A 17,116-nucleotide genomic window follows, 5' to 3' on the forward strand; every position below is an offset into this window, starting at 1 on the left:
CCGCCGCGCGGCGGCATCCGCTCTCGTACTCATTTCCACGTCAGGCGTCCGCGGGCTGGACCTCGGGCGCCGCCTCGACCGGCACGTCCTCCGGCGCCGCCGGGACCGGTCGGCGGCGGCCCCACGCCAGCGCGGCGGCGAAACACGCGAACGGCAGGGCGGGCAGCATGTAGCGGTAGTCGAAGTCGACCGTGATCGGCGGGATGGCGAGCAGGGCGACACCGGACGTCCAGAACAGGGCCGTCCGCGCCCGCGCCCGCCGCCACACGATCCCGGCCGCGCCGGCGAGCAGCACCGCGCCGAGCACCGTCCCCGGCACGCTCACATGCTTCTGGTAGCCGCGCAGCACCCCGGCGTACGGCTCGACGACGTGCGTGCGGCCCGTTCCATGCGAGTACTCGTACACGACCGCCCCCCGGTCGCCGCCCCCGTAGACGGGCAGCCCCGGCTTGCGCGCCGTGGGCCGCGTGGGGAAGTGGTACCTGGCCTCGGTGCCCACGGTCGGGTAGCGCGACCGGTGCCACGAGAACGTCCGGACGAAGAAGTCGTAGGACACCACGCGCAGGTAGTCGAGCGGCTGGTTCCTGATCGCCCACAACGCGAACCGCTGCGCCCGCGCGTTGGTCTCCTCGTCGAACGCCTGCCCGTTGGACCAGCCGGTCGGCGAGTTGTCCTCCCAGATCTGGTGGGACGAGGCGGGCCGGTCGCCCTTGGCGCCGTACGGGCACAGCCCCGCCAGATCCGGAGGGGGCGTGAACGCGTCGCAGTCGGCGAACGCCGCCGTCCGCCCCCACAGGAAGATGCCGTCCACGCCCGTCATCTGGAACCGGCCGTGCTCCTGCTGGAACCACGTCGCGTACGCCCCGACGGGCAGCGCGAACGTCGCGGCCAGCGCCACGTACACCGGCCACCGCGACCGCCTGAGCAGCAGGTAGAGGACGGCGATCAGGAAGAGCGGCACCCCCACCGTCCGCGTGACGGCCGCCACGCCGAGCAGCGCGCCCACCGGCGCGGCCCGCCGCCAACCGGCCTCCCCGGGCTTGGCCAGCAGCAGCATCGCGCCGAACACCAGGACGGTGAACAGGGTGTCCGACAGCAGCAGATGCTCCAGCTCGACCTGGAAGGCGTCGAGGAGCACCGGCGCGACGGCCAGCGCGGCCCACGTCCGCCGGACCTCGAAGTCGCGGACGAGCATCCGGTACCCGAGCCCGGCCAGCCCGAGGATGGCCGCGTGCTGCAGCGCCGTCACCAGCGCCAGGCTGTGGAACGGCTTCAGCGCCCACAGGAAGAGCCCGTACCCGGACGGCCTCATCGGGTGCGGGAACGGGTCGTCCGCGATCCGGACGAAGTCGTAGCTGTCGTTGAACCACAGCACGCCCCGGAACCCCGCCATGGCGAGCACCCGCAGCGCGACGCCCACGAGCAGCACCGCGCAGAACAGCCAGTTGCGGCGGACGGCCGAAGGGGAGATCGACACCGGGAACCTAACTGTGGGACGTGCGGCGGACAGAACCTGCGCCGGTCCGGGACCGGCGGCGTCGCGCCGGGGCGGGCCACTACGTCACTCACTACCGCCCGCGCATCGGCCGAGATCCTACCAGCGCCGCCCCCGCCCATCCGTGCCGTCCACCACGGACGACCAGGTGGCGGCGGCATTTCGCCGCCCGCCGGCCGTACCGCCGGTTCTGGCCCTGCGATCAGGTGGCCCTGGCATCCGTCGGCAGGTAGTCGGCTCGGCCCTCGTCGTCCAGGTCGAACGGGCCCTTCGGGATGATGCAGAACTCGTTCCCGTCCGGGTCGGCCATGACGAGGAAGCCTCCCGGGCCGTACTCGGTCAGTCGCCGTCCGCCCAGCTCCTCCACTCTGGCCTGCTCGGCCGCCGGATCCTCCGACTCCAAGTCCAGGTGCAGCCGGTTCTTCGCGGCTTTGGGGCCGTCGGCGCGCTGGAAGCCCACGCCCAACCCGTCCTTGCGCTCCAGCCAGACGTACGGTCCGGAACGCGCGACGACCGGCCGGTCGAGCAGCTCGCTCCAGAAGGCCGCCAACCGGTCCGGGTCGGCCGAGTCGACGATCACGCAGTTGATGTCCATGGAGCCCCCTCTGCCCCGGAGAGGCGTCCCGGCAACCCCGCGGAGCACCCCGAATCGTCGTCCAGATTCTTCGCCTGCCTGCGCGCGCACGGCGTCCGGCCGCCTGAAGACGTCGTCGCGATCGGAGGGCGGATGGACGGCGACCGGCCTCACCTCATGCGGGCCGCCGCTTCCTCAAGGTCGTCGACGCTGCCGGACATGATCGTGCGGACGTGCTCGGTGATGTGCTGGAGCGGCCAGTCCCACCAGGCCAGGGCCAGGAGGCGGTCGACGTCGGTGTCGCTGTGGCGGCGGCGGATGAGCCTGGCCGGGTTGCCGCCGACGATGCCGTAGTCGGGGACGTCGTCGACGACGACGGAGCCGGACGCGATGATCGCTCCGTGGCCGATGCGGACGCCGGGCATCACCGTGGCCCGGTAGCCGAACCAGACGTCGTGGCCGACCACGGTGTCGCCCCGTCCGGGCAGGCCGGTGATGAGGTCGACGTGCTCGGCCCAGGAGCCGCCCATGATCGGGAACGGGAAGGTCGAGGGCCCGTCCATGCGGTGGTTGGCGCCGTTCATGATGAACCGCACGCCCTCGCCCAGCGCGCAGAACCTTCCGATCACCAGCCTCTCCGGCCCGTAGTGGTACAGCACGTTGCGCGTCTCGAACGCCGTCGGATCGTCCGGGTCGTCGTAGTAGGAGAACTCCCCGACCTCGATCAGCGGCGAGGTGACCAGCGGCTTCAGAAGCACCACGCGCGGCTGCTCGGGCATCGGGTGCAGGGCGTTCGGGTCGGCGGGGACCAGTGGCATGAAGCTCCGCTTCCTTGCTGGGCAGCTACTAATGCGACAACTGTTACATTAAGATCCTGCCATGGCATCGTCCCGCCGGGCAACCGGACCACCTGCGATGACGTCCCGAGACGCGCGACCGGAAGGCGCCGGACCCGTGCGGCCGCCCCGGCCCCGGCCCCGGCCCGGCGGCCGGACGGCCCGCACCCGTGAGCGGGTGCTCGACGCGGTCCTCGCGGAGCTCGGCGAGCACGGCTTCGACGGGCTCACCATGGAGGCCGTCGCCGCCCGCGCCGGCGTGCACCGCGCCACGGTCTACCGGCGCTGGAGCGACGTCGGCGGCCTGCTCGCCGACGTCCTCGACGCGGCCGGAGACGACGACTGGCGCCCCCCGGACACCGGCTCGCTGGAAGGCGACCTCGCGGCGCTGAACCGGGAGATCCAGACGGCCATGGCCGCGGAGCCGCCGATCATGGCGGCACTGATCGCCGCCTCGTTCCGCTCGGAGAAGGCCGCCGAAGCCCAGCAGCGGCTCTGGGAGGACCGCTACACCCGCTGCGAGACCGTCGTCGCCCGGGCCGTCCACCGCGGCGAACTGCCGCCGTCCACCGACGCCCGGCGCCTGCTCATCGCCGCGACCGCGCCGATGTACCACCACCTGGTGCTCCTGCGCACCCCGCCCGACCCGGGCCTCCCCGCCCACGCGGCCAGGACCGCCGCCCTTGCCGCAGCCGCCGGTGCCTTCGCCGACCCCGCTCAGGGGCGGGCCTGCTGAGACACCTCCGCCCGCTCGCGGGGCAGCCGGATCGTGACGATGAGGCCGCCGGCGGGGCGGGGGACGAGGTCGAGAGTGCCGTCGTGTGCCCGGACGATGCTGTGCACGATCGCCAACCCGAGGCCCACGCCGGCGTGCTCACCGGTGCGTGTGCGCTGGGTGCCGCGTTGGAAGGGTTCGGTGAGCGTCGGTACCAGTTCCCGTGGCACCGGCCGTCCGGTGTTCTCGACTTGCAGCACGCTCGCGTCGTGCCGCGATTCGGTGTGAACCGTCACGGTGCCGCCATCCGGGACGTTGTGGACGATGGCGTTCTGGACGAGGTTGGTCACCAGCCGGAGGATGAGCTCCTCGGAGCCGAGGGCGTGGGCTTTCTCGCCGGTGACGTCGAGCGTGATCCGGTTCTGTTCGGCGAGGGGGAGCAGCGTCTCGGCGGCCTCCTCGGCGATGAGGGACAGGTCGACCACGTCGCGGGTGAGGCTCCGGCGGTCGGTGCGGCTGAGCAGCAGGAGGGCCTCGGTGAGGTCGATCGCCCGCGTGTTGACGGCGTGGAGGCGTTCGAGGAGTTCGCCCTGGTCCCGCGCGGGATCGTTGCGGGCGGCGTCCAGCAGGGTCTGGGAGATGGCCAGCGGGGTGCGCAGCTCGTGGGAGGCGTTCGCGGCGAACCTCCGCTGTTCGGCGACGTGCGACTCCAGTTGTTCGAGCATGGCGTCGAACACGTCGGCGAGCTCGCGGAACTCGTCCTTGCGGCCCAGCAGCCGGATGCGGTGGGACAGCGATCCCGTGGAGGCCATCCGCGCCGCGTCCCCGATCCGTGTGAGGGGTGCCAGCATCCGGCCCGAGAGGAACCATCCCCCCAGGAGGCCGAACAGCAGGAGGAAACCCATCGCCGCGGCGGCCGCGGGGTAGAAGCCGCCCAGGAGTTCGGAGCGGTCGGGACCGAGCACGATCACGACGCCGAACCTCCTCTGGATGGCTCCGGCGTCGACGTCGCGCATCCAGCGCAGCACGAACACCCAGACCACGACCAGCAGGAGACCGCCTCCCAGCAGGAGGAATCCGGCGTAGCTGAGGGTGAGCTTCAGCCGGGCGCTGAGCCCTGGGCGCCTATCCATGACGGCGGTGTCCGTTCTCCACGCTCGACACACCCATGCTCGCGATGGTACGAGCCGGTCCATATCGTCGGCGTATCGAAAACCGCATACGCGCCTGCAACACGCCGCGGCCTTGACTTGGCCGTGTGACTCGAACCCCATCATCAGCCCGGGCCGGCCACCCGCCGGAGTCGCCGGCTCCGTCCGATGGCCCGACGATGGCGCCGGCGGGCGCGGCTGAGACCGGCGAAGGCGGCGCCGTCCGGCGGCACACCGGTGACGGGGCCTGGCGCGCGGCCGTCCGCCGCGCGATCCGCACCGGCACCTGGCCGGGCCCCTGGAGACGCGGCCTGGTGCTCGCGGCCCTGGCGCTGCTGCTCGGCCTGCTCATGCTGCTGCACGCGAAGATTCCGAACCGGATCGGGAACCTCGGCAGCCTGGTGGAGACCTTCCTGCCGTGGTTCGGCCTGTTCGTCCCGGTGCTGCTGGCGGGGGCGCTGTGGCGCCGCTCCGCCTCCGCGCCGGTTGCGCTGCTGCTGCCGGTCATGGTGTGGCTGAACCTGTTCGGCGGGCTGCTCGGCGACAAGTCCCACCCGGGCGGTTTCTTCACCGTCGTCACTCACAACGTCGGTGCCGAGAACCCTGACCCGGCCGGCACCGCCCGCGCCCTCGCCGCCTCCGGTGCGGACGTGCTCGCGCTGGAGGAGCTGGCCCAGCAGGTCAAGGGCACGTACGAGAGGGAGCTGGCCAGGACGTACCCGTACCACGCGGTGCAGGGCACGGTCGGGCTGTGGAGCAGGCTGCCGCTGTCGGACATCCGGCCGGTCGACATCAAGACGGACGTCGGGCCGCTGGGGGACACCAAGCCGGCCGACGTCAAGATGAAGGACAACCGGGCGCTGCGCGCCACGGTGGCCACGGAACACGGACCGCTGGCGGTGTACGTGGCCCACCTGGGTTCCGTACGCGTGAACCCCAGGGCGGGCTTCTGGACGGTTCACCGGGACAGGGGCGCGCAGGCGCTCGGCGAGGCCGTCGCCGCCGAGAAGATCGAGCGGGTGGTGCTGCTCGGCGACCTGAACGGCACCGAGGACGACCGCGCGTTCGCCGCCCTCGACTCGCACCTGCGCTCGGTCCAGGACGAGGCCGGGGACGGCTTCGGCTTCAGCTGGCCGGCGGCGTTCCCCATGGCGCGGATCGACCAGATCCTGGTCCGCGGCGTGGAGCCGGGAAGCTCGCGGGTGCTGCCCGCCACCGGCAGCGACCACCTGCCGGTGGCGGCGGAAATCAGCTGGTGACCGCTGCGGTGCACCACCGTCAGCGCGCTGGCCGGCGTGGTCGGCGGGACCGTGCGTTCCTCCAGGCGCGCTCGAAGAGGACCGGGACGGGGCCGGACGGGGCGGCGGCCATGTTCGCCAAGGAGCGGCGCTCGTCCGCCAGCGGCAGCAGGCGGATCTTCGGCACCTCGATGGGGAGGCGCGGCGCCTTGTACTCCCGCCATGCGCCGTGCACGAACAGCGAGCGTCCCGCACGCGCCCGGGTGGCGTTCAGCACGAGCCTCGAGTCACCGAGTTCGGCCACCGCGGCCTTGAACCGGGCCGGTTTCCAGCCGGTCCACTCCTTCACGTTGCGGTCGGACGGGTCGGGGAGGGCGAGCAGCATCAGGTAGAGGGCCGCCGCGTCCTCGCCCAGCCGGTGGGTCTCCGCGCATTCCTCCACCAGGTGCGGCACTGAGCGCGCCGGATGCTGCTCCCAGCCCGGCGCCAGGTCCGCGTCGGCGGCCAGGTGCGCGCCGAGCGCGGTGAAGTCGTCGCTGAGCAGAAGACGAAGGTCCGCCAGTGCGGGAAGCCCGGAGCCGCTGGGCAGCACCTGGGACGGCAGGGTCGCGTCGTAGTAGTCGTCGAGCGCGTCCAGCAGCGGGTCGTCCGGGCCCTTCACCGCGGCCGGATCCACCCGCAGGTGGCTGAGCTTGAAGACGTCGTCCTCGACGACCGTCACCGCCGGATGGCCGGTGAGTGCGTCGGTCGGCGGCGGATCGCCCATCAGGTGGTTGCTCTGCAGCGAGAACAGGGTGCGCGGGCCGTCGTCGGCCTCGCGCAGCCGGGAGATCGCGGCGCCGATCGCGGGGCGCAGCGGATCGCCGGCCGGGGTCCGGTAGGCGAGCCAGGCGGCGACGCGCGGCAGGGAGAGCGGGTCCGGTCCGCCGGAGAAGGCCGAAGTGTCCGCGAGGCAGTCCGCGCCGGCGGCGACGCGGCCGATGAGCGCCCACAGCCGCAGGGGCGGCCGGCCACTCCGCCACGGCCACGGGTGCGGCTGGCGCGCGCGTGGCAGCGGGGCCTCGCCCTTGGGCTGGGTGATCTCCTTGAGCGCGCGGGGCAGGAGCCCGGTCGGCGCGGGGAACGGGGCCCCCGACTCCTCCAGGCACCACGCGGCCGCGCGCTCCACCGCCGGGCCCGACGTCCACAGCTCCTCCGGGTCGTCCGGCAGCAGCCGTTCGTAGAGCCTGGTGTAGAACTCGGGCGGTCGCAGGGCCCGGAGACCCTCCTTCACCTGGTCCACCTCCGAGTTCCACCCCGAACCGAAGTGGACCAGCCGGACGGGGTCGTCCCCGCCCAGCTGGTACGGCGCGGACAGGAACGCCCCCTGGAGCACGACGGCCGCCTCGGCCTTCGACAGGCCCGTCTTCTCCGCGAACACGGCCGCCAGTTCAGGACTCACCGCGGGGCGGTCCCGTTCGCGCCAGAGCTCGCTGAAGCGCGCGAACCAGTCGGGGGATCGCACCGGCTCCAGTACGCAGGCGTCGAGCAGGCGCGCACCGGCCGCCGCCAGCGGGCCCTCCTCGGCGAACTTCCCTTCGGGCGCGTACTCCAGGAGCACCCGTTCCGGGGGCACCCCATACTGGGCGCCCACCACCAGGGCGACGGACGTGGCCGTGCGGAACGCCATCCCAGGGGTGGCCTTGCCGCCCTTCGTGTCCTCGGGCAGTTCGCAACGCACCACCCGCCAGCGGCCCGGCTCCCCCGACACGAAGGGGTAGGTCCCGTAGGCGGCCGGCCTCTGGTACGAACGCGCCCTCGACCTTGAGGGGACGCCGGTGTACGCGGCGGTGTTGGCGTGGTTCGGCCGGAACTCCACGCCGATCACGTTGCCGTCGAACTTGGCGCTCGGCTTGCTCAGGTCACCGTCCCAGACGGGCTCGCCGGAGCCCGCGAGGTCCATGAGCCGGCCGCACTGCCGCACGACCGGGTCGGCGGCGTCCGGCGCCGGGGGCGCCGCCTTCGGTTCGTCTCCCGGAGTGAGGCGGCGGACGAGGCGCTCCAGCCCCACCTTGCAGTTGACCGCCGTGACCAGCGAGAACGCGACGCTGTCGAAGGTCTCCCTGTCCTGCTCCTTCAGCTCCGGCAGCGCCTTGGAGAGCGCGACGAAGTTCGGCCCCGACACCGAGCGGTTGATGTAGTGGGGCTCCAGGAGCTTCAGCAGCTCCTCGACCCGCTCGCGGCTGAACCCGTCCGGCAGGTCGGCCATGAGCAGCGCCATGACGTCCACCGCCGCGAACTCGCGCGCCGCCTCGGCGTCCCTGAGCAGCAGGTCCACCGCCGCGCCGACGTGCACGAACCGGGCGAGCAGCATCCGCAGCCCGTACAGGTCGACGCCCTCACGCAGCAGGGCGCGCTCGCGGGCGCACCACGCGCGCAGCTCCTCGTGGCCGATCGGATTGTCGAACAGCCCCGGGAGCTTGCCCCACCCCTTGGTCTCGTGCGGCTCGTACCAGGTGTTGGACGCGCTGTCCCCGACGGTCATGTCGAGGTCGCCCCGCGCACGAGCGCGCAGCTCCCGCGCGAACCGCTCGTCCGCCAGGACGTGCCGCAGCTCGGGGCGGCGGTGGATCACCAGGTCGGGCAGGTACGCGGGGCCGAGGCGCTCCGGCGGGTCGGCGACGGGGACGCCGTGCTCCAGCAGCATGTCGATCATGTCCAGGGGCGTCCTGCGGCGGCCGGTCTCGTCGAGCCGCCAGAAGCGGAACGCCACCGGCACCCCGTCGGCCGCGAGCCGCGGGGCGATCCGCTCGGCCACCTCGTAGACCTCACCGAGCGGGTCCCTCCACTGACCGGCTCCCTGCACGCGGGCGACCAGCCAGGCGGCGGCGTCCCCGCGCTGGAGGCCGGGGGCGTCCCCGGTCAGTACCGCCAGGGCACCGCTGCGGTCGAGCAGCTTCAGCCACAGCGGCCCTTGGGACGGCGTTCTCGGACGCAGCTCCAGCACCGGCCGCGCCGCCTCCGTCCCGGACACCACGTCCATGGCGCGGCCCTTCAGCGCGTCGGTCCAGAACGCGTCGTCGCTCAGCGACACCTCGCCCGCCGCGAAGACCGACCGCAGGAACGCGGCGAGCTCCTCCTCGGGATCCATCCCGGCGGCCTTGGCGATCTTCCGGAGGTCGGCGGCGAGCTGCGGGTAGACGTCGCCGCCGGATTCGATCCGCCACACCATCACCTCACGGAAGCGGGCAAGTCCCTCCGCCGTCGCCGCGCCCTTGGCGCTCAGGTCGCGCGCCCACCCCCGCAGGACCGTCGCGGACAGCGCGTGCGCGTGCTCCTCGTAGCGGTCGGCCAGCCACTCCGGATCGGGACGGTGCGCCAGCGTCCGCTCCAGCTTGCGTGCGCGCCCGAACCACGCGGAGGCCAGGTTCGGCTCATCGTGGGTGAGGGCGGCATCGGCGACCGCGTCCAGGAGGGTGATCAGGAGCGCGGGCGCGGACTCCTCCAGGCCCGCCAGGATCTCCTCCACGGCCGGCTTGTAGAAGTAGCGCCAGCCACCGGTCCGGAGCTCCAAGGTGTGGACCTTCTCCGCCGCGAGCCGCTCCGCTTCGGGGTGCGCCTCGATGACGCGCTCGGGGAAGGGGACCACGCTGGCGTAGGGGGCGGGCAGGCCGGTCTCGAACAGGCCCTCCGGCTCCCACCCGTCCACCGCCATCAGCATGTCGCGGTAGCGGACGGCCGACTCGCGAAGCACCTGGGTGAGCCTGCGGTCGTCGGGGCCGGCGTAGGTCCGCGCGCACAGTCCGCCTTCGACCGGCTCCGTGGTGAGAGTGACACCCGCTTCGTCGAGCGCCTCCGCCCAGAACGGGTCGACGTCTGCCAGGGCGCGGGGAACGGCGACCCCCTCAGCCGCCCACGAGCGCGCCGATTCGCCGCACTGCTCCTCGTGGCGCTTCAGGTACCGCCGCACCGTGAACATCGCGGCCAGGCCGGGCGCGCCCCCCAGCTGCTCGGGAGCCTGCTTGAGCCTCCGCCCCCGGGGATTGCGGTAGACGATCTCCAGACCGTCCGTCAGTTCCGCCGCGTACCCGCCGGCCTCGATCCGCCACCCCATGAGCCCCGCGGCCCCCCATCTTGATCTTGACGGGCCAGCGTACGCACGATGACCGACATCGGCCACCGAGCCCTAGGGCGGCAGGGGCCGGTCAGGGTCTTCGGCTCTCCCAGCCGCGTCCCCTCGCGGACGTTCCGCGCAGTCGCGGGATCGCGCCGGTGGACACCCGCACATCCCGATCCTCCGCCACCTGGCGGCGAACGACTCCCGTGGTCTCTGTGAGCACCGGGCGCGAGAGACCTACTCACGGCGACCGATGCTTGGAATTGCGGATGTGCAACATGGTTTCATCGTGGCGGTTCCCCTCGGTGCCACCCCGGCGGCCACCGCTCGGGATCGCTGTGACGCAATTGGAGGACTCGGTGAATGGCAGCTCGATCCCGGCCGCTCGAACTCAGAACCTGCGCGTGCTGGAGGGCCGCTTCGTTCTAGAGCGGGTATCCGACGTCCGCACGGTCGCCCTCGGATCCGACCTGCTCGCCCTCGTGCTCGGTCCGGACGGAGGCGCGGCGATGCGGCGCGACGACACGGCCGAGGACGGTTGGGCGGCGTTGTGGAACGGCGATGACGCGCACGACCCGGAAGCGACGGGGATGCTCAGCGCCATCGTCGCACCGCTGGCCGCCGTCGAGCTCCCCGTCTGGACCGCTGCGAGCTACGACGGCGACCTGGTGCTCGTCCCATCCGGCCGCCTTGAGGAAGCCGTCACCGTACTCCGCCGCGCCGGTCACCAGGTGGCCGTATGACCGAACGCGCTGGAGTTCCAGGAGAGCGGCCGGGGCCCCAGCTCCCCGCATGTCGTGGAGCCGGGTGGGCGCGCCCGGGTTCAGGAAGCTCGGGGTGGCCCGCACCAGCCCAGATCGGGGACGGGCACCGGGCGAGACCCGTTCCGCAGCGATTCGGCTCCGGCCACGCCGACAAGTGATGCGGCAACGGCAGGACGGACTGGGATCAGGGGCGGCGCTTCTTCTTCCACGGCAGCCTGGAACGCCTGAAGCAGCAGCACGGTGCCCTCCGCGTTGCGCTGCACAGGTTCACCATTCAACGTGAGCGCGGGTGGAACACGAATCTCCTCACGTACCGTCCCTTCAGGGGTGGTCCATTCCTCTGCCCTGAAGCGGACCGACCAGGCCTGCTCGCCCGGTCCCCGGACGGATTCGGCCAGCGCGCGGGTGCCGCGCACGGAGACCCAGCTCCAGTGGCTGTCCGGTTCACCCTGGAGGAAGCCATGTCGGGTAACGGCGAGTGCACCGGTGGACAGCCGTATGTTCATGACGACCGCAGCCCGTGGATCGGCCTCGTCAACTGGGAACGCTGCGACCTCCACCGGCCACGCATCCGCGACCGCCAGGATGGGCGAGACGGTGTGGGTGCAGTAGGCGGTGGCGGCGATACGTCCTCGCCAGTGGGCCGGGTCACCGATCAGCGCGGCGACTGCCTTCGGTGACATGCCGTGCAAATAGTCGGCCTCGATGAGACTTATCCGTCCGAACTCGGCCGCGTCGACGGCCTCGCGGATGAGGCGCACATGCGGGTGGAGGACGTAGTTCTCGGCGAACGAATAGGTCGCGGAGGAACTCTCCACCGCCTCGATGAGCTGACGCCCCTCCTGGTAACTGCTGCATGCCGCCGCTTCGGACAGAACGTGCACGCCCTCTGCGAGGAACGCGAGCGCCAGAGGCGCGTGCGCGTCGAAGTCGTTCGCCAGCACCACGCCGTCGAGTCCCTGTTTCAGTAGGTCGGGCCACCGCTCGGTGAGAACCGCCTCCGGGATCTCCTTCTTTGCTAGGGCGAGTCGCTCGGGGTCACGGTCGCAGATCGCCACCACGTCCATGCCCACTCGGCGACACCATGTCGCCAGGTGAAGCCCCATCTTGAGTCCCACCACTCCCACGCGCATAAGGAAAGGATCCCCTACGCGCGCTATTACCGGACAACCGTTTTTCCGCCCCCGGACCTGCCCGCCTGACGCGGCCTTCAAAGATCGCGGGTGGGCGAAGGCCCTCATGAGCTTGGGGCGGGACCGTCCCCGGACCTGCCCGCCAGTCAGCGGCGCAGTCGACCTCGGCTCGACGTCGCGCGGAGGGGCGTTCGCGGAGCTCGCGGCACCGCCTCTGCCTCACCGCGTCACATCAGGGGTTCGCGCCGCTCAGATCATGCTGAGTACCTGGTGGCGGCGGACGTAGTAAACCCGGGGGTTGTGGTTATGGGGGCCGTAGCCGGTGGTTCCGACGAGGAGAAGGTAGGTTCCGGCGGGGATGCTGGGCCAGTCGTGAAACCACGCGTCCTGGCGGTTGCCGGTGGCGTCCCAGACGATGATTGCTTTGGCGCCCGTCCTGGCACGCTGGTAGACGCGCTCGACAAAGGCGAGGTGGCCGTCTCGCCCATCCCGAAGGCGAAGCTCCTGCACGGCCTGCTGCCGAAGGGCCAGGCGCTCGGCCTGCCGCGCCGAGTGGCCGCGCAGTGCCCTCCCGCCGAGCCAGACGAGCGAGACGATGACCGCGACCAGCAGGGCGAAGGCGATCAGTGACGCTACCAAGGAGCACGCCTCCCAGCCGTGTCGGTCCGGGCGCTGCGTGGAGAACGTCTGATCCAGCCCACGGCAGGTCAGTCAAACGGTTCCCGCCCCCACCCCGCAACCAAATCCCCAACTCCGTCCCATTCTGGACGCGAGAGCCGGCGGCGCGACCACCACGCTCTTCGAGACGTGAGGTTGCCGACGTGGAAGTCGAGGTAGGCGTCCGCCAAATCATCACTCAGGTGCAGCGGCACAGCCTGGGCTGGGTTTGTGCGCGCCGCGACGGTGAGCTCGTCGGGCTGATGAGGCCCCGAGCGGGGGCAGGGGGACGGCCACCAGATTCGCCGGACAGGGCCTAGATCCTCCGTCTGGCCTTACTGCTGCTTGAGGTCCGCGAGCAGTGCGCGGAACGCGGCCGGGGCGAGCAGGAGCTTCGGCCCGGCCGGGTCCTTGGAGTCGCGGACGGCCACGCCTTCTACGAGCTGCGCCAGTTCTACGCAGGCCCCTCCATGGTCGTTGCTTCGTCGCGCCTTGCGCCAGGTCACATCGTCCACCGGTCTATCGCCTTTCGTAAGAAGTCACGGGAGTCGGTGACGCTCAGTGCGCGTGCCTGCAACTCCGCAAATTCGCCGACAACGGTCAAGATATCCCCCGAGTCGTCAGATGTGACTCCTCCGGTGGAGGTCTCCAGAGAGACCAGTTCTTCTCCTGTTGATTGTGTGGCGATGTTGAATGATCCGGAGACGCCGCGGTAGTAAGCGATCGGAGCGATCTGAACGAGGATGTTCTCTCGCTCTGATGCCTTCAGCAAGTGCTCGCACTGGTCCCGCATCACGCCTGGGCCACCCACCTCCCGGATGAGCACGCTCTCGTCCATGACCACGATGAGCCGAGGTGGCGTCTCGCGGCACAGGATCTGCTGTCGATTGAGACGTCCATCGAGGGCGGCCTCTGAGGGAAGGAGTACGCGGGCGTACTCCTCCGTCTGCAGCAGCCCAGGCACGAAGGTTGCCTCGTAGGCGCGGAGGAGGTCGGCTGTCGCTTCGGCCTCCGAGTAGTCGGCGAAGAACTTCGGGTAGCTCGCCGCGCGGAGGTGCTTGGTCCAGGCCGTCGTGAGCTGGTCGCCTGTGCCTAACGCCTGGTCCAGACGCTGGGCGAAGTCGTTGCGGCAGCGGGTGTTGCCGCTCTCGACCTGCGAGACGTACGAGGGCGTCACCGATATGCGGTTGGCGAGCTCTGTCCGGGTGATGCCGACGTCTTCGCGCAGGCGCCTGACTTCCGCGCCGAAAGCCTTCAGAGCGGGGGACGGCTTGCGCTTGGCCATGACGGGACCTCCAGTGACTCTGAACTGGAATTAAGTGATTGTGAGTCCTCGGTGTGCGTCCAGGAGTTTGCATCGCCACATTACGCCTTGGAGTGGAATCTGTGCGGGGAGTTACCGGAAGTCGGAGGTGATCGTTCATGGAGTGCCCCGCGGAGATCGTGGTGCCGGTTCGGGCCGAGTCGGTGAAAGTGGCTCGGGATTGGGTCGAGGGCGTCCTGGAAACGTGGGGGCAGGACGCCTACGTGGCGAAGGTCGTGGTGTCGGAATTGGTGACGAACGTCTTGCGGCACACCAGGAGCGCGACCACGACCGTGCGGATCGTCCAGGCGGACAAGGGAACCGTCGTGGAGGTCTTCGACTCCTCCAACGTCCTACCGATGGCGGGGCAGGCGGCCCTGTTGAGCGAGGACGGGCGTGGGCTGGCGATGCTGGATGTTCTCGTCAAGGAATGGGGTACGCAGCCACTCGGAGGCGGCGGGAAGGCCGTGTGGGCGCTGCTCCCTGAAAGCACGTCGTGAACGAAGCCGACGCACTGGTGTCCCTACGCGAGCGTTACTCGTCCTGGGAAATTTCCCTGAACCATGGCATGTGGCAGGCCAAGGGCCGCATTCTCATCCGTTCGTCTTCCCTGAGTCTCCTGCAAGCGGCGATGGACGGTGAGCCTCCATTTCCGTCCCGCCTTGCAAAGGAACGAGTCCGGGTAGCGGCGAACGGATCCTCGACCCCACGACCGGATGCGTCCCGCCTTGCGAAGGACCGAGTTCGGTTAGCGGCGAATGGGTCCTCAACGCCGCGACCGGAGGCGTCCCGCGGAGTGCCTGAACAAGGTCGGAAACGATGGTGGCGCGGCGCCGTGGCGTCCACGCTCGCCATCACGAAGCCTGCGGCGAGCGCGGTGGCTCTGTGGGTGGTGCGTGCTGCCGCCCGGAAGCGGCCGGATCCGGGTGGCGTGGTCGGTGGGCGGCTGCGTTGACTTGCGGCGTGTTGCCCTTATCGGCGCTGGCATAAGGGCAACACGCCGCAAGTCGACGTGCCTGGTGGGCCTGGGGTTGTGGCGGGTGGGGGTGGTGGTGCGGCGCTGTGGCGTTCGCGCTTGTCTTCTCGAAGTCTCCGGCCTCGACGGCCATGGGGAATTGCGGGCGATGTCGAGTACGTTGCTGCGCTCGGTGTCCTGCCCACGTCCCTCAAGGATCGCCTTGCAGGTCGCGGGCTCGACGCGGGCCTCAGCGGTCGCCTGGAAGCGCGTGCCGATGAGTGCCCCCGGCGGCGCCCAGCGCCAGGGCCGCCGCGACGCCGCGGCCATCGGCTATTCCCCCGGGCCGCCAGCACCGGCACCGGTGCGACGAGGTCCGCCACAGCGGGGACGAACGGCAGGGTGGACCGCCCGCGCCTGCCCGGCGGACGCGCTCCGCGTACGGGCTCGGATCGCCGAACGACAGCATCACCGCCGTGGGCGCGTAGCTCAGCGCCGGATCCACCGCGTCGACATCGATGCTCCAGGTCAGGAAGCCGATGCCCCACGGCTTCCCGGTGGCCGCCACGGTCGGCGCCTCGCGCGCCGGCCACTCCGCGTCCCCGTTCGCGCTGCCCAGCAGTCCGAGCCCGCCCGCCCGGGAGACGGCCGCCGCGAGCGCGCCGCCCGCCGACCCTCCCATCGGCGCGAGCGCGATCGGATACCGAACCCCGGACATCTCCGTGAACGCTGTCGACCACTCCACCCCCGCACCGTCGCGCACCCGCCCACCCTCAAGATCACCGGTTGCGCTCCGAGAGGTCGGGTGGGGTCAGTTGTGGGTGTTGGTCTGGATCTCGCTGACGGCCAGGGGGGTGGGCTCGGAGGTCATGGTGTGGTCGTCGAGGCCGCCGCCGCAGGTGGCGCCCGTGCAGGTCCAGGCGATCTTCCAGGTGATCGTCGCGGTGATCTGCCAGGCGCCGCCCGGCTGGCCCGTGGAGGAGCGCTTGTAGGTGTAGCCGCAGGTCTTTCCGGTCTCGCTGCCCGCGTCACCGCAGTTGATCTGGGTCTCGCCGAGGTTCCAGGTGACGGACGTGGGGGTCGCCGTCGCCTGGACGGTCACGCCGCCCTCCGAGATCGGGTCGGTCTTCACGACGGTGAAGCCGTCCACCCAGAGGTTCGTCCGCAGCCGGACGAAGGTCTTGTCCTTGGGGGCCGTGTAGGCGGTCGGCACGGGGAACGGGGCCGAGGCCTTGACCCGCTGCATCATCGTCCAGACGTCGGGTGGCTGGGCCGCGGGCGGCGCAGCGCCTCCGGGGCCGTCGACGAATTCCACGTCCTGGTTGTCGACCAGGCCCAGGGGGGCGGGCGGGGCCACGGGGCCGCCGGCGCCGCCCGATCCGTTTCCGCCGTTTCCGCCGTTGCCTCCGCCGCGTCCGCCGGTGACGCCGGACAGGTTGCAGTCGAGACCCTTGTTCGCGACGCCGCATCCGTCCGCGAAGGCTTCGGCCGGGGCCGCGAAGGTGGAGAGGAGGGCTGCCGCCGCTGTCAGGCCTGACGCCACGAGGCGCCGGGTGGGGGTGTGAGACATCGCGTGTCCTCCGGGGAATGTCAGCATGTGCGGTCCCGGACGGAAGCGGCGACCTTCCAGGAGTCGCCGTCGTACTGGACGGTGTACCGGTAGAGGTAGGCGCCGCCCTTGCCTCCGCCCGTCCGCTTGCCCGTCTTGGCGGAGAAGCGGTAGCCCGCGACGGTGTTGACGCAGTCCATCAGGTAGACCTTCGAGCGGTCCTTGGAACTCGCGTAGACCCGGGGGTTCAGGGTCTTCGCGAAGCGCCAGATCTGGCCCTTGGCCTTGGTGGCCTCGACGTCGTTGGTGACCTCGGTGAGGAGGGGGTCCATCGCGACGTCGGCGAGGCCGGTCGGGTCGTTCTTCTCGTAGGCCTTCTGGTAGGCGTCCTGGTAGGCGCGGTAGCGGGCGAGGACCGTCTTGAAGAGCTGGTCCGTCGGGATCGCGGTGGGCGCGGCGGGGGCCGGGGTGCCGCCGATGTCGGCCCGGCCGTCGGGGGACAGCTCGCCGCCGGTGGACGAGCCGGACGAGCCGCATCCGGCGGCCGCGCACACGGCGAGAGCGGCCGTCAGGCAGGCGGCGCGGCGAGTCCCCAGAGGGGAGGAACGTACCAACCGGGTGCGCATCGCCATCCCTGAGCGGCAGCAGAC

General features: G+C 71.2%; 16 protein-coding genes. 4 read left to right on the top strand and 12 right to left on the bottom strand.

The genetic code is table 11. The annotated features are described in order from the left end of the window. Positions 1-40: 40 nt before the first annotated feature. The 3 genes from BKA00_RS35770 to BKA00_RS35780 form a co-directional block, all read right to left on the bottom strand. Entirely contained in the window at positions 41-1,477 is a 1,437-nt protein-coding gene (locus BKA00_RS35770; protein WP_185032651.1) for a hypothetical protein, read from the bottom strand. A 220-nt stretch (positions 1,478-1,697) separates the two neighbouring features. Beyond that, positions 1,698-2,090 (bottom strand): VOC family protein, encoded by a 393-nt coding sequence (locus tag BKA00_RS35775; RefSeq protein ID WP_185032653.1) that lies wholly within the window; start codon positions 2,088-2,090, stop codon positions 1,698-1,700. Positions 2,091-2,239: 149 nt separating this feature from the next. Further along, entirely contained in the window at positions 2,240-2,887 is a 648-nt protein-coding gene (locus tag BKA00_RS35780; RefSeq protein ID WP_185032655.1) for a CatB-related O-acetyltransferase, read from the bottom strand. A gap of 136 nt (positions 2,888-3,023) precedes the next feature. Between BKA00_RS35780 and BKA00_RS40190 the strand changes: the two genes are divergently transcribed. Beyond that, complete coding sequence (locus tag BKA00_RS40190) at positions 3,024-3,641, top strand: TetR/AcrR family transcriptional regulator (protein WP_268248259.1); 618 nt, start codon at positions 3,024-3,026, stop codon at positions 3,639-3,641. Here the strand turns inward: BKA00_RS40190 and BKA00_RS35790 are convergent. After that, complete coding sequence (locus tag BKA00_RS35790) at positions 3,623-4,753, bottom strand: sensor histidine kinase (protein ID WP_185032663.1); 1,131 nt, start codon at positions 4,751-4,753, stop codon at positions 3,623-3,625. The genes BKA00_RS40190 and BKA00_RS35790 overlap by 19 nt on opposite strands. Before the next feature lie 368 nt (positions 4,754-5,121). Here BKA00_RS35790 and BKA00_RS35795 point away from each other — a divergent pair, with 368 nt between their 5' ends. Then, positions 5,122-6,030: an endonuclease/exonuclease/phosphatase family protein gene (locus BKA00_RS35795; protein WP_420829725.1), complete on the top strand. Its 909-nt coding sequence runs from the start codon at positions 5,122-5,124 to the stop codon at positions 6,028-6,030. A 19-nt stretch (positions 6,031-6,049) separates the two neighbouring features. Here BKA00_RS35795 and BKA00_RS35800 read toward each other — a convergent pair whose 3' ends face one another. Then, entirely contained in the window at positions 6,050-10,102 is a 4,053-nt protein-coding gene (locus tag BKA00_RS35800) for an HU family DNA-binding protein (protein WP_185032667.1), read from the bottom strand. 362 nt (positions 10,103-10,464) lie between these two features. On the opposite strand from BKA00_RS35800, the gene BKA00_RS40740 reads away from it, so the two are divergent. Further along, a complete protein-coding gene (locus tag BKA00_RS40740; protein WP_185032669.1) occupies positions 10,465-10,848 on the top strand; it encodes an ACT domain-containing protein in 384 nt (127 codons plus the stop codon). A gap of 80 nt (positions 10,849-10,928) precedes the next feature. On the opposite strand, the gene BKA00_RS35810 is transcribed toward BKA00_RS40740, so the two are convergent. The 4 genes from BKA00_RS35810 to BKA00_RS35825 form a co-directional block, all read right to left on the bottom strand. Continuing rightward, the gene (locus BKA00_RS35810) at positions 10,929-12,002 is read right to left on the bottom strand and encodes a Gfo/Idh/MocA family protein (RefSeq protein ID WP_185032671.1); all 1,074 of its coding nucleotides are present in this window, start codon (positions 12,000-12,002) and stop codon (positions 10,929-10,931) included. A 249-nt stretch (positions 12,003-12,251) separates the two neighbouring features. Then, a complete protein-coding gene (locus tag BKA00_RS35815; RefSeq protein WP_185032673.1) occupies positions 12,252-12,641 on the bottom strand; it encodes a hypothetical protein in 390 nt (129 codons plus the stop codon). Between the two features lie 353 nt (positions 12,642-12,994). Then, complete coding sequence (locus BKA00_RS35820; RefSeq protein WP_185032675.1) at positions 12,995-13,174, bottom strand: DUF397 domain-containing protein; 180 nt, start codon at positions 13,172-13,174, stop codon at positions 12,995-12,997. Then, complete coding sequence (locus BKA00_RS35825) at positions 13,162-13,944, bottom strand: helix-turn-helix domain-containing protein (protein ID WP_185032677.1); 783 nt, start codon at positions 13,942-13,944, stop codon at positions 13,162-13,164. The genes BKA00_RS35820 and BKA00_RS35825 overlap by 13 nt, the downstream gene beginning before the upstream one ends. Before the next feature lie 137 nt (positions 13,945-14,081). Here BKA00_RS35825 and BKA00_RS35830 point away from each other — a divergent pair, with 137 nt between their 5' ends. Further along, on the top strand, positions 14,082-14,462 hold the full coding sequence (locus tag BKA00_RS35830) for an ATP-binding protein (RefSeq protein WP_185032679.1): 381 nt from the start codon (positions 14,082-14,084) through the stop codon (positions 14,460-14,462). Between the two features lie 705 nt (positions 14,463-15,167). Here BKA00_RS35830 and BKA00_RS38460 read toward each other — a convergent pair. The 3 genes from BKA00_RS38460 to BKA00_RS35845 form a co-directional block, all read right to left on the bottom strand. Continuing rightward, the gene (locus tag BKA00_RS38460) at positions 15,168-15,662 is read right to left on the bottom strand and encodes a nitronate monooxygenase (RefSeq protein ID WP_221493429.1); all 495 of its coding nucleotides are present in this window, start codon (positions 15,660-15,662) and stop codon (positions 15,168-15,170) included. 66 nt (positions 15,663-15,728) lie between these two features. Beyond that, positions 15,729-16,487 (bottom strand): hypothetical protein, encoded by a 759-nt coding sequence (locus BKA00_RS35840; RefSeq protein WP_185032681.1) that lies wholly within the window; start codon positions 16,485-16,487, stop codon positions 15,729-15,731. Positions 16,488-16,507: 20 nt separating this feature from the next. Beyond that, positions 16,508-17,092 (bottom strand): hypothetical protein, encoded by a 585-nt coding sequence (locus tag BKA00_RS35845; RefSeq protein WP_185032683.1) that lies wholly within the window; start codon positions 17,090-17,092, stop codon positions 16,508-16,510. Positions 17,093-17,116 lie beyond the last annotated feature (24 nt).

It is taken from the genome of Actinomadura coerulea (assembly GCF_014208105.1).
In the GTDB taxonomy this organism is placed as follows: domain Bacteria; phylum Actinomycetota; class Actinomycetes; order Streptosporangiales; family Streptosporangiaceae; genus Spirillospora; species Spirillospora coerulea.